At 62.4% G+C, this 12,421-nt stretch carries 15 protein-coding genes; all 15 read left to right on the top strand.

Translation table 11 applies throughout. The annotated features are described in order from the left end of the window. The 15 genes from cysE (at position 1) to hisS (ending at position 12,411) form a co-directional block, all read left to right on the top strand. Positions 1-792 carry a serine O-acetyltransferase gene (gene cysE / locus F474_RS16270; protein ID WP_097085840.1) on the top strand — a complete coding sequence of 264 codons (792 nt, stop codon included), beginning with the start codon at positions 1-3 and terminating at the stop codon, positions 790-792. Between the two features lie 153 nt (positions 793-945). Further along, positions 946-1,440 (top strand): Fe-S cluster assembly transcriptional regulator IscR, encoded by a 495-nt coding sequence (iscR, locus tag F474_RS16265; RefSeq protein WP_097085843.1) that lies wholly within the window; start codon positions 946-948, stop codon positions 1,438-1,440. Between the two features lie 45 nt (positions 1,441-1,485). After that, positions 1,486-2,700: an IscS subfamily cysteine desulfurase gene (locus F474_RS16260; protein WP_097085845.1), complete on the top strand. Its 1,215-nt coding sequence runs from the start codon at positions 1,486-1,488 to the stop codon at positions 2,698-2,700. A gap of 87 nt (positions 2,701-2,787) precedes the next feature. Further along, positions 2,788-3,174: a Fe-S cluster assembly scaffold IscU gene (iscU, locus tag F474_RS16255; RefSeq protein WP_097085847.1), complete on the top strand. Its 387-nt coding sequence runs from the start codon at positions 2,788-2,790 to the stop codon at positions 3,172-3,174. A gap of 17 nt (positions 3,175-3,191) precedes the next feature. Then, the gene (gene iscA / locus F474_RS16250; RefSeq protein WP_097085849.1) at positions 3,192-3,515 is read left to right on the top strand and encodes an iron-sulfur cluster assembly protein IscA; all 324 of its coding nucleotides are present in this window, start codon (positions 3,192-3,194) and stop codon (positions 3,513-3,515) included. Between the two features lie 8 nt (positions 3,516-3,523). Next, positions 3,524-4,045 carry a co-chaperone HscB gene (hscB, locus tag F474_RS16245; protein WP_097085851.1) on the top strand — a complete coding sequence of 174 codons (522 nt, stop codon included), beginning with the start codon at positions 3,524-3,526 and terminating at the stop codon, positions 4,043-4,045. Positions 4,046-4,086: 41 nt separating this feature from the next. Then, entirely contained in the window at positions 4,087-5,949 is a 1,863-nt protein-coding gene (gene hscA, locus F474_RS16240) for a Fe-S protein assembly chaperone HscA (RefSeq protein ID WP_097085853.1), read from the top strand. Between the two features lie 3 nt (positions 5,950-5,952). Continuing rightward, complete coding sequence (fdx, locus tag F474_RS16235; protein WP_097085855.1) at positions 5,953-6,291, top strand: ISC system 2Fe-2S type ferredoxin; 339 nt, start codon at positions 5,953-5,955, stop codon at positions 6,289-6,291. Between the two features lie 12 nt (positions 6,292-6,303). Next, positions 6,304-6,504 carry a Fe-S cluster assembly protein IscX gene (gene iscX / locus F474_RS16230; RefSeq protein WP_097085856.1) on the top strand — a complete coding sequence of 67 codons (201 nt, stop codon included), beginning with the start codon at positions 6,304-6,306 and terminating at the stop codon, positions 6,502-6,504. Positions 6,505-6,593: 89 nt separating this feature from the next. Next, entirely contained in the window at positions 6,594-7,025 is a 432-nt protein-coding gene (ndk, locus tag F474_RS16225; RefSeq protein WP_097085858.1) for a nucleoside-diphosphate kinase, read from the top strand. A 28-nt stretch (positions 7,026-7,053) separates the two neighbouring features. Then, positions 7,054-8,202, top strand: a complete 1,149-nt coding sequence (rlmN, locus tag F474_RS16220; RefSeq protein ID WP_097085860.1) for a 23S rRNA (adenine(2503)-C(2))-methyltransferase RlmN — start codon at positions 7,054-7,056, stop codon at positions 8,200-8,202. 27 nt (positions 8,203-8,229) lie between these two features. After that, positions 8,230-8,985: a type IV pilus biogenesis/stability protein PilW gene (gene pilW, locus F474_RS16215; protein ID WP_097085862.1), complete on the top strand. Its 756-nt coding sequence runs from the start codon at positions 8,230-8,232 to the stop codon at positions 8,983-8,985. Beyond that, positions 8,985-9,989: a RodZ domain-containing protein gene (locus F474_RS16210; RefSeq protein WP_097085864.1), complete on the top strand. Its 1,005-nt coding sequence runs from the start codon at positions 8,985-8,987 to the stop codon at positions 9,987-9,989. The genes pilW and F474_RS16210 overlap by 1 nt, the downstream gene beginning before the upstream one ends. 1 nt (position 9,990) lies before the next feature. Further along, positions 9,991-11,100, top strand: coding sequence for a flavodoxin-dependent (E)-4-hydroxy-3-methylbut-2-enyl-diphosphate synthase (gene ispG, locus F474_RS16205; RefSeq protein WP_097085866.1), 1,110 nt, complete (start codon positions 9,991-9,993; stop codon positions 11,098-11,100). 21 nt (positions 11,101-11,121) lie between these two features. Further along, entirely contained in the window at positions 11,122-12,411 is a 1,290-nt protein-coding gene (gene hisS / locus F474_RS16200) for a histidine--tRNA ligase (RefSeq protein WP_097085868.1), read from the top strand. The last annotated feature ends 10 nt before the right edge of the window (positions 12,412-12,421 follow it).

Below are 12,421 nucleotides of genomic sequence, written 5' to 3'. Positions count from 1 at the left end.
ATGTTCGAGCGCATGCGAGAAGACATCCGAAGTGTTTTCCACCGTGACCCGGCTGCACGTAATGCCATCGAGGTGCTGACCTGCTACCCCGGGCTGCATGCGATCTGGCTGCACCGAGCGGCGCACGCGTTGTGGGTGCGCCGCTGGAAGTGGCTGGCGCGCTCGGTCTCCAACTTCAGCCGCTGGCTCACCGGTATCGAAATTCACCCGGGTGCGCGAATCGGGCGGCGGTTTTTCATCGATCACGGAATGGGGATCGTGATCGGCGAAACTGCGGAGCTGGGGGATGACGTCACGCTTTACCAGGGCGTGACCCTGGGCGGCACCAGCTGGAATGCCGGCAAGCGCCACCCCACCCTGGAGGATGGCGTAGTGGTGGGCGCGGGCGCCAAGGTGCTTGGGCCCTTCACGGTGGGTGCCGGTGCCAAGATCGGCTCCAACGCCGTGGTCACCAAGGCCGTGCCGGCAGGCGCTACGGCTGTCGGGATTCCTGCCAAGATCATCGTCAAGGGTGGGCCCGATGATGCGCTCGATGCCCAACGCAAGGCCATGGCCGAGAAGATCGGTTTTGACGCCTACGGCGTTGCCGGCGAAATGCCCGACCCGGTAGCGCGCGCCGTGGGCCAGTTGCTTGACCACCTGCATGCAGTGGATAGCCGCCTTGAGGGCATGTGTGGCGCGCTGACCCGCCTGGGCAGCGACTATTGCGCCAAAGAGCTGCCGGCACTGCGTGACGAGGATTTTGACTGCGTCAAAGGCGAGCCCCAGGCTGAGCACGCTACCCAGCCGTAAGCGGCTGTATTGCCACGAAGCTGTGATATCATCCGTCGCCGCTTCGCTGGCATTCCCGAGTAATTCACTAGGTCTTATAGTTGACTCTTTTACTCGGGAATCGCATACTCGCCACATCGTGAACCTTTTCTCGCAACCCGTGGTAACGATTCCATGCGACTGACCACCAAAGGCCGATACGCCGTGACCGCCATGCTCGACCTGGCCCTGCACGCGCAGCGCGGCCCCGTCTCGCTGGCCGACATTTCCGAGCGTCAGGGCATTTCACTTTCCTACCTCGAGCAATTGTTCGCCCGCCTTCGGCGCTCCAACCTGGTGTCCAGTGTGCGAGGCCCGGGCGGCGGCTATCAATTGTCACGAGACATGCAAGGCATTCAGGTCGCTCAGGTGATCGATGCGGTCAACGAGTCGGTAGATGCCACTCGTTGCCAGGGCATGGGCGATTGCCATTCTGGCGACACCTGCCTCACCCATCACCTCTGGCTCGACCTGAGCCAGCAGATTCACGAGTTCCTGAGTGGTATCAGTTTGGCCGACCTTGTCACCCGTCGTGAGGTGCAGGAAGTGGCCCAGCGTCAGGACCTGCGCCGCTGTAACACCGCGCGTGCGCCGATTCTGGACAAAATAGAAACGTCCTTCGTCGACTGACCGCCTTTAGAAGCGGCGCGCGAGCCTGATAGGAGAGAGATACAAATGAAGTTGCCGATTTACCTCGATTATTCCGCCACCACGCCGGTCGACCCCCGCGTTGCCCAGAAGATGGTCGAGTGCCTGACCCTCGACGGCAACTTCGGTAACCCGGCATCGCGCTCGCACGTCTTTGGCTGGAAAGCTGAAGAGGCCGTAGAGAATGCACGCCGCCAAGTGGCCGACCTGATCAACGCCGACCCGCGCGAAATTGTCTGGACCAGCGGTGCCACCGAATCCGACAACCTCGCCATCAAAGGCGTGGCGCACTTTTATTCGGGCAAGGGCAAGCACCTGATCACCAGCAAGATCGAACACAAGGCCGTGCTCGACACCGCTCGCCAGCTCGAGCGTGAAGGCTTCGAGGTCACTTACCTCGAACCGGGTGAAGACGGCCTGATCACCGCATCGATGGTCGAAGCGGCGCTGCGTGAAGACACCATCCTCGTGTCGATCATGCATGTGAACAACGAAATCGGCACTGTGAATGACATCGCCGCCATCGGCGAGCTGACCCGCAGCCGCGGTGTGCTGTTCCACGTTGACGGTGCGCAATCGGCTGGCAAGGTCGAGATCGACATGGGCAAGCTCAAGGTCGACCTGATGTCTTTCTCGGCCCACAAGGCCTACGGGCCCAAAGGGATCGGCGCGCTGTATGTCAGCCGCAAGCCGCGTGTACGCCTTGAGGCGACCATGCATGGCGGTGGCCACGAGCGTGGCATGCGTTCGGGCACCCTGCCGACTCACCAGATCGTAGGCATGGGTGAAGCGTTCCGTATCGCCAAAGAAGACATGGCCAAGGACACCGCGCACGTAAAAGCGCTGTCCGAGCGTTTCTACAAGCAGGTCGAGGACCTTGAAGAGCTGTACGTCAACGGCAGCCTCACCCAGCGTGTGCCGCACAACCTGAACCTGAGCTTCAACTATGTCGAAGGCGAGTCGCTGATCATGTCCCTGAAGGACCTGGCCGTGTCTTCCGGCTCGGCGTGCACGTCGGCCTCCCTTGAGCCTTCGTATGTGCTGCGCGCGCTGGGTCGCAACGACGAGCTGGCACACAGTTCCATCCGTTTTGCCTTCGGCCGCTTCACCACCGAAGAAGAGATCGACTACGCCGCTGCGCAGGTGCGCACCGCCGTGACCAAGCTGCGCGAGCTGTCTCCACTGTGGGACATGTACAAGGACGGGGTTGACCTGTCCAAGATCGAGTGGGCTGCGCACTGACATTCAAGTCGCCGTCGCGGGCCTGGCAAGGGCCGCCCCCTGCGGGCCCCAGAGCGACAACTGATGAGTTGAGAGGATAGACACACCATGGCTTACAGCGAAAAGGTCATCGACCACTACGAAAACCCGCGCAATGTCGGCAAGTTCGACAAAGCAGACCCTGATGTCGGTACCGGCATGGTCGGCGCCCCGGCGTGCGGCGACGTCATGCAGCTGCAGATCAAGGTCAACGGCCAAGGCGTGATCGAAGACGCCAAATTCAAAACCTACGGCTGCGGCTCGGCCATCGCCTCCAGCTCGCTTGCGACTGAGTGGATGAAAGGCAAGACGCTCGACGAAGCTGCGACCATCAAGAATACGCAGCTGGCCGAGGAACTGGCTTTGCCGCCTGTGAAGATTCACTGCTCCGTGCTCGCCGAAGACGCCATCAAGGCGGCTGTGCGCGATTACAAGCAGAAGAAAGGCCTGCTCTGAGCGGCTGAGGAGTTCCAATGGCTATCACCATGACCGAAGCTGCCGCCAACCATGTGCGCCGTTCCCTGCAAGGGCGCGGCAAGGGTGACGGCATTCGTTTGGGCGTTCGCACCACTGGCTGCTCTGGCCTTGCGTACGTGCTGGAGTTCGTGGACGAAGCGGGCGGTGAAGACCAGGTGTTCGAAACCCATGGCTTGAAGGTCGTTATCGATCCCAAGAGCCTGGTTTACCTGGATGGCACCGAGCTGGACTTCGTACGCGAGGGCTTGAACGAGGGCTTCAAGTTCAACAACCCCAATGTGCGCGGTGAGTGCGGCTGCGGCGAAAGCTTCAACGTTTGAGGTTAGCCGTGGGTACTCCTTGCCATTACGCTTTGTTCGAGCTCAAGCCAGCCTTTCGTCTGGACCTTGACCACCTGGCTACGCGCTACCGGGAGCTTGCGCGCACTGTGCATCCCGACCGGTTCGCTGATGCCTCCGAGGCCGAGCAGCGCCAGGCGCTTGAGCGCTCGGCCGAGCTCAACGAAGCCTATCAGACCCTCAAGAGCGCGCCCCGCCGCGCGCGTTACCTGCTGGCCATCAGTGGCCAGGAGGTGCCTCAGGAAATCACCGTGCACGATCCGGAGTTCCTGATGCAGCAGATGCAGTGGCGTGAAGAGCTCGAGGACCTGCAGGACAACGCCGACGTGGAGGGTATCGCACCCTTCAAGCAACGTCTGAAGGCCGCCCAGGGCGCCCTGGAAGACGATTTCGCCGGCTGCTGGGACGTCCCAGCCGAGCGCGAGCAGGCCGAACGCCTGATGCGCCGCTTGCAGTTTCTCGACAAGCTGGCGCAGGAAGTGCGCCGACTCGAAGAGCGCCTCGACGATTAACCCCGTGCCGCCCCGGCCGCACGCCTGGTAAACAGACAAGCATGGCTTTACTGCAGATCGCCGAACCCGGCCTGAGCCCCCAACCGCATCAGCGCAAGCTGGCCGTGGGGATCGACCTGGGCACTACCAATTCGCTGGTCGCTGCTGTGCGCAGCGGCCTTTCCGAACCCCTGGCCGATGATCAGGGCGCCATTATCCTGCCTTCAGCGGTGCGCTACCATGCCGACCGCGTCGAGGTGGGCGCTGCCGCCAAGGCTGCCGCGTCGGCCGACCCGTTCAACACTGTGCTGTCGGTCAAGCGCCTGATGGGGCGCGGCGTTGCCGACGTTCAGCAGCTGGGCGGGCAGTTGCCGTACCGCTTCCTCGAAGGCGAGTCGCACATGCCCTTCATCGATACGGTGCAAGGGCCGAAGAGCCCGGTGCAGGTATCGGCTGATATCCTCAAGGTTCTTCGCCTGCGTGCCGAGGCTTCCCTGGGCGGCGAGCTGGTGGGCGCAGTCATCACCGTGCCCGCCTATTTCGACGATGCCCAGCGCCAGGCCACCAAGGACGCCGCCCGCCTTGCAGGCCTGAACGTGCTGCGCCTGCTCAACGAGCCTACGGCTGCGGCAGTCGCCTATGGCCTGGATCAGAGCGCCGAAGGCGTTGTGGCGATCTACGACCTGGGGGGTGGCACCTTCGATATTTCCATCCTGCGCCTGACTGCTGGGGTGTTCGAAGTGCTGGCCACAGGCGGTGATACAGCATTGGGAGGCGACGACTTCGACCACGCCATCGCTGCCTGGGTAATCGAACAGGCAGGCCTGTCCCAAGACCTCGCGCCGGCTGCCCAGCGCCAGTTGCTGGAAATCGCCTGCACCGCAAAAGAAGGCCTCAGCACCGCAGAGTGTGTTCCCGTGGCCTACGCCGGCTGGGCCGGTGAGCTGAGCCGCGCGACCTTCGATGCGCTGATCGAGCCGATGATTGCACGCAGCCTCAAGGCCTGCCGCCGCGCAGTGCGCGACGCCGGCATCGAGGTGGAGCAGGTAGGCGCCGTGGTGATGGTCGGGGGTTCGACACGGGTGCCGCGCGTGCGCCAGGCCGTGGGTGGGCTGTTCGGCCGTGAGCCACTGATCGACATAGATCCCGACCAGGTCGTCGCGGTGGGTGCTGCGGTTCAGGCCGACCAACTCGCCGGTAACCGCCGTGACGGCGGTGAGCTGTTGCTGCTGGATGTGATTCCTCTGTCGCTGGGCCTGGAGACCATGGGCGGGCTGATGGAGCGAGTCATTCCGCGCAATACCACCATTCCGGTTGCGCGTGCCCAAGACTTCACCACCTACAAAGATGGCCAGACGGCCATGATGATCCATGTGCTGCAGGGTGAGCGCGAATTGATCGCCGATTGCCGTTCGTTGGCGCGTTTCGAGCTGCGCGGCATTCCGCCAATGGTGGCCGGTGCCGCGAAGATCCGCGTGACCTTCCAGGTCGATGCCGATGGCTTGCTCAACGTGTCGGCCCGGGAGCTGGCGTCGGGCGTGGAGTCGAGCATTCAGGTCAAGCCTTCCTATGGGCTGACCGATGGCGAGATCGCTCGCATGCTCAAGGACTCCTTCGCTCACGCCGCCACCGACAAGGACGCCCGCCAGCTGCGTGAATACCAGGTAGACGCCGAGCGCCTGGTCGAGGCGGTTCTTGCGGCCTTGGCAGTAGACGGTGAGCGCCTGCTCGATGCCGATGAGCGCGAGCTGATCGAGCTGCAGGCCAGCGAGCTTGCGCAGCTTGCCAAGGGCAGCGACGGCGATGCGATCGAGGCACAGACCAAGCGCCTCTCGCAACTTACCGACGCCTTCGCTGCACGGCGTATGAATTCCACTGTCCAGGCCGCCCTGGCCGGGCGCACCCTGGACGATATCGAGGACTGACCCATGCCGCAGATCATCTTTCTGCCCCACGCCGAGCACTGCCCAGAAGGCGCAGTGGTCGATGCCCAGCCAGGCGAGACCATCATTGCTGCCGCCAAGCGCAACGACATCGACATCGAACACGCCTGCGAGATGTCCTGTGCCTGCACCACCTGCCATGTGATCGTGCGTGAAGGTTTCCAGTCGCTGGAAGCTTCCGATGAGCTCGAAGACGACATGCTCGACAAGGCCTGGGGCCTGGAGCCGAATTCGCGGCTGTCGTGCCAGGCGGTGGTCGGTGACAAGGACCTGACCGTGGAAATCCCCAAATACACGATCAACCAAGTGTCCGAAGGGCACTGACAGGAAGCGACCATGAGTCTTAAATGGGTGGATGTGCAGGAAATCGCCATTCAACTGGCCGAGGCCCATCCTGAGGTGGATCCGCGCACCGTAAACTTCGTCGCTCTGCGCGATCTGGCGATGCGACTGGACGGTTTCGATGATGATCCGGACCGCTGCGGCGAGAAGGTTCTGGAGGCTATCCAGACCTTGTGGATCGAAGAAGCGGATTGAAACGCACCGCGGTTAGGAATTACCCGAGAACCCGCGTATAATTCGCGGGTTTAATTTTTGGCTTCACTCACTCTTTTTCGGAGTTTCAAATGGCTGTTCAACGCACTTTCTCCATCATCAAACCTGACGCCGTCGCCAAGAACGTCGTTGGCAAGATCGTTTCCCGCTTCGAAGAAGCCGGCCTGCGCGTCGTTGCCTCGCGCATGGTTCAGCTGTCCGAGCGCGAAGCTGGCGGCTTCTACGCTGAGCACAAAGAGCGCGGCTTCTTCGGCGACCTGGTCAAGTTCATGACTTCCGGCCCGGTCATCGTTCAGGTTCTGGAAGGTGAGAACGCCATCCTGAAAAACCGCGAGCTGATGGGCGCCACCAACCCGGCCAATGCCGAGGCAGGTACCATCCGCAAGGACTTCGCCGAGTCCATCGACGAAAACGCCGTTCACGGTTCGGATTCCGAAGCGTCGGCCGCTCGTGAAATCGCTTACTTCTTCTCCGAAACCGAAGTGTGCGCTCGCATCCGCTGATTGCGGCTGCAGCCAAGGTGTTGTGACCATGACCGCTACGACCGGTAAAACGAACCTGCTGGGGCTGACCCAGCCGGAAATGGAAAAATTCTTCGATTCGCTCGGGGAAAAGCGCTTCCGCGCCGGTCAGGCGATGAAATGGATTCACCACTTCGGCGTCGACGATTTCGACGCGATGACCAATTTCGGCAAGGCCCTGCGTGAAAAGCTCAAGGCCACGGCCGAAATTCGTGGGCCGGAGGTGGTCAGCGAAGACATCTCCGCCGACGGTACTCGCAAATGGGTAGTGCGTGTCGCCTCGGGCAGTTGCGTCGAAACCGTCTACATTCCGCAGGGCAAGCGCGGCACCTTGTGCGTGTCTTCCCAAGCGGGCTGCGCGCTCGATTGCAGCTTCTGCTCCACCGGCAAGCAAGGCTTCAACAGCAACCTCACCGCCGCCGAAGTGATCGGCCAGGTCTGGATTGCCAACAAATCCTTCGGCAGTGTCCCGGCTACCATCGACCGCGCCATCACCAATGTGGTGATGATGGGGATGGGCGAGCCGCTGCTGAACTTCGACAACGTCATCAGTGCCATGCACCTGATGATGGACGACCTGGGCTATGGCATCTCCAAACGCCGGGTCACCCTGTCCACCTCTGGCGTCGTGCCGATGATCGATGAGCTTGCCAAGCACATCGACGTCTCGCTGGCGCTGTCGCTGCACGCACCAAACGACGCTCTTCGCGACCAGTTGGTACCAATCAACCGCAAGTATCCGCTCAAGGTGGTGCTCGACTCCTGCATGCGCTACATGAGCGCACTGGGCGAAAAGCGCGTCTTGACCATTGAGTACACCCTGCTCAAGGACGTCAACGACCGCCCCGAACATGCGGCCGAGATGATCGAGCTTTTGCGCGAGGTACCTTGCAAGGTCAACCTGATCCCGTTCAACCCCTTCCCGCATTCGGGTTATAAGCGGCCGAGCAACAACGCTATCCGCCGGTTTCAGGATGCATTGCACCATGCCGGTTTCAACGTGACCGTGCGCACCACCCGTGGCGAAGACATCGATGCGGCCTGCGGGCAGCTGGTAGGCCAGGTGATGGACAAAACCCGCCGCAGCGAACGCTATATCGCGGTGCGCCAGCTGGCGGCCGACGGCGAAACGGCGCAGGTGGCCACTTCCAGGCAATGATGCCAGCACCCTGAAGAGAGGATCTCCATGACGTTGCGCGCCGCGCTCTTGCTGCTGCTGGTTTGCCTTTTGCCCGGTTGTGTGACCAGCGGGAAGGTCAACCCGATGGACACCCAGAAGGGCCGCAACGAAGCGCGTGATGCCTTTGTGCAGCTGGGCCTGGGTTACCTTATGCAGGGCGATACCGAGCGCGCCAAGGTGCCGCTGAAGAACGCCCTGGACCTTGACCCGTCCAGCCAGGACGCCAACGCGGCGCTGGCGCTGGTGTTCCAGGCCGAGCGCGAGCCCAAGCTTGCCGAGGAGTATTTCCGCAAGGCTTTGGCCAGCGGTGAGAACGCGCGGATTCGCAATAACTACGGCAGTTTCCTGTACGAGCAGAAGCGCTACCCCGAAGCTTATGAAATGTTTCAGAAAGCGGCGGGCGACCCGTTGTATCCTGAGCGCTCGCGGGTGTTCGAGAACCTGGGCATGGCTGCGCAGCAACTCAATCGCCCAGACGAAGCCCAAGGGTGGCTGGAGAAGGCCATTGCCATGAATGGGCAGCAGCCACGCGCACTGCTGGAGTTGGCTGAAATCGCGTATGATCGCAAGCAGTTCGTGCCCTCGCGAGACTACTTTCAGCGCTTCAGCCAGTTGAGCGAGCAGAACGCACGCAGCCTGTTGCTGGGCATTCGCCTGGCGAAGGTATTCGAAGACAAGAACACGGCCGCCAGTTATGGCCTGCAACTGAAAAGACTGTATCCGGGCACGCCGGAATACCAGCAATACCTGTCGGAGCATTGATGAAAGTGGCTGACCCAGAAGTTGTCGCAGCGGCTCGCACGAACCCCGGGGAAACACTGCGTCTGGCTCGCGAAAGCAGGGGCTGGACCCTCCCGGAGGTCGCTACGCGGCTGAACCTTACCCAGTTGTCCCTGGCCAATCTGGAAGCAGGCGCTTTTGATCGGCTGCCTGGGCACACCTTCGCCCGTGGCTATATTCGTGCCTACGCCAAGCTGCTGGGCATGGACCAGGGGCCACTGGTCGAGGCGTTCGACCAGGCCACAGGCACCAATGCCAAAGGCAGTGAGGTCCATGGGTTGGGCCGGATCGAGGAGCCTGTAAGGCTTTCCCATAACCTGTTGCGCATTGTCAGCCTGGTATTGCTGGTGGCATTGGTCGGTGGCGGTTTCGTCTGGTGGCAGGACCAGTACGGCAATCACCGTGACACTTCCAGCGTGCCTATGGAGCACGTCGAGGTCGAGAGCGCCGATGGCACTACCCAGATACACCCGATCGACGAGCCCGAGCCGCCAGTTGGTAGCACGGCACAGAGCGGTGTGATCCAGCCTCCGGTTCCCGGCCAGGTCGAACAGCCCGCGCCCTCGGCCCCTGCGCAACCCGCGCCTGAAGCACCGGCCGCTGCACAGCCATCCGCCCCGGTTCAGAACCACACCCAGCCTCCGGCGGCGGTCGCCAGCAACCCGGCACCTGCCGCTTCGGCTGCGCCCAATGCAGCCGCCCAGGTCCCGGCCCCTGTGACTCAGGCCGCCCCGCCCGCAGCAGGCGAAGGGCAGGTTCGGATCGCCTTCATTGCCGACTGCTGGTACCAGATTACTGACGGTAACGGCAAGGTCGTGCTCAGCGGGCTCAAGCACAAAGGCGACAGTGTCGACTACAACGGCAAGCCACCCTTTCAGGTGCGCCTGGGCTTCGCCCGGGGCGCTGAGGTCAGTTATAACGGCCAGCCTGTCGATGTGAAGCCTTTCACCAGCGGCGAAACCGCACGCGTCAAACTGGGGCAATAACATGCACGGTGAGAATCCGATCAAACGCCGGCCATCCCGCAAAATCTGGGTGGGCTCGGTGCCGGTTGGCGGCGATGCACCCATCGCGGTGCAGAGCATGACCAACACCAACACCCTCGATGTGGCCGCGACGGTGGCACAAATTGCCCGCCTGGAAGATGCAGGCGTCGACATCGTTCGGGTGTCGGTTCCCGACATGGACGCCGCCGAGGCCTTCGGCAAGATCAAGCAGCAGGTGAAGGTGCCACTGGTAGCCGATATCCATTTCGACTACCGAATCGCATTGCGCGTGGCCGAGTTGGGCGTTGACTGCCTGCGCATCAACCCGGGCAACATCGGCCGCGAGGATCGCGTTCAGGCGGTCGTTTCGGCTGCGCGTGATCGGGGCATCCCAATTCGCATCGGCGTGAACGCCGGCTCGCTCGAGAAGGACCTGCAGAAAAAATACGGCGAGCCGACCCCGGCGGCGTTGCTCGAATCGGCCATGCGCCATGTCGAGCACCTCGACCGCCTCGACTTCCAGGACTACAAGGTCAGCGTCAAGGCCTCCGATGTGTTCATGGCCGTGGAGGCTTATCGCCTGCTCGCCAAACAGATCACCCAGCCGCTGCACCTGGGCATTACCGAGGCCGGTGGGCTGCGCTCCGGTACGGTCAAGTCTGCCGTGGGGCTGGGCATGCTCCTCGCCGAGGGCATCGGCGATACCATCCGTATTTCGCTGGCGGCCGACCCGGTCGAGGAAGTGAAGGTCGGCTACGACATCCTGAAGTCGCTGCACCTGCGCTCTCGGGGCATCAACTTCATTGCCTGCCCCAGCTGCTCGCGGCAGAACTTCGACGTGGTCAAGACCATGAACGAGCTCGAAGGGCGCCTGGAGGATCTGCTGGTGCCGCTCGACGTGGCGGTGATCGGCTGCGTGGTCAACGGCCCGGGCGAAGCCAAAGAGGCCCACGTGGGGCTCACAGGCGGTACGCCGAACCTGGTGTACATCGATGGCAAGCCGTCGCAGAAGCTGAACAACGAGAACCTGGTGGATGAGCTGGAGCAGCTGATCCGCCGCAAGGCCGCCGAGAAGGCCGAGGCCGACGCGGCGCTGATCGCGCGCGGCTGAATACCCGTTTAAGGACCAATTGTGAGCAAGCCCCTGCAAGCCATTCGTGGCATGAACGACATCCTGCCGGAGCACACGCCGCTGTGGCGCTACTTCGAAGGCACTGTGGCCAGCCTTCTGGACGGCTACGGTTATGCCCAGATCCGCATGCCGATCGTCGAGTTCACCGAGCTGTTCAAGCGCTCGATCGGTGAAGTCACCGATATCGTCGAGAAAGAGATGTACACCTTCGCCGACCGTAACGGCGATTCGCTGACACTGCGCCCCGAAGGTACTGCAGCCTGCGTACGCGCTGTGCTCGAGCATGGCATCACCGGCGGTGGGCAACCGCAGAAACTGTGGTACATCGGCCCGATGTTCCGCCATGAGCGCCCACAAAAGGGCCGGTATCGGCAGTTCCACCAGATCGGGGTGGAGGTGTTCAACCTGGCAGGTCCGGACATCGATGCCGAGCTGATTGCACTGACCTGGCGGCTCTGGGGAGCGCTGGGCATCCGCGATGCGGTCAAGCTCGAGCTCAACAGCCTGGGTACCGCCGAGGCGCGCGCGCGCTATCGCGATGCATTGGTCGCCTATCTGGGCGAGCGTCACGACCAGCTCGATGAAGACAGCCAGCGGCGCTTGAAGAGCAACCCGCTGCGCATTCTCGACAGCAAGAACGCCGATACCCAGGCGCTACTGGTGGATGCGCCGAAGCTGGCCGATTACCTCGACGACGAGTCGCGTGTGCACTTCGAGGGGTTGAAAGCTCGCCTTGATGCCGCGGGTATTCCCTACGTCATCAATACCAAGCTGGTGCGTGGCCTGGATTACTACAGCAAGACCGTGTTCGAGTGGGTGACCGACCAGCTCGGCGCGCAAGGCACCGTTTGCGCCGGGGGGCGCTACGACGGCCTGGTCGAGCAGATGGGCGGCAAGCCCACCGCCGGCGTAGGTTTTGCCATGGGCATCGAGCGGCTGATCCTGTTGCTCGAAACCCTGGGCAAGGTGCCCGAGTCCATCGCGCGTACCGTCGACCTCTACCTGTGCGCGTTCGGCGAGCCGGCAGAAGTGGCCGCCTTGAAGCTCACCGAGCAGGTGCGCGATCAACTGCCAGCCCTGCGCCTTCAGGTGAACGCTGGCGGCGGCAGTTTCAAGAGCCAGTTCAAGAAGGCCGACAAAAGCGGCGCACTTTATGCGCTGATTCTGGGGGACGACGAGCTGGCACGCGAAGTGGTAGGGTTCAAACCCCTGCGCGGGCAGGGCGAACAACAGAATATCGCCTGGGATGACCTGGCACGTTTCCTGGGCAGCGTCGACCTCAAGGGTTGAGCCGCTGGCG

This window comes from Pseudomonas sp. URIL14HWK12:I12 (assembly GCF_003097135.1).
Taxonomy (GTDB): Bacteria; Pseudomonadota; Gammaproteobacteria; order Pseudomonadales; family Pseudomonadaceae; genus Aquipseudomonas.
This window is presented reverse-complemented; position numbering and strand designations above follow the sequence as displayed.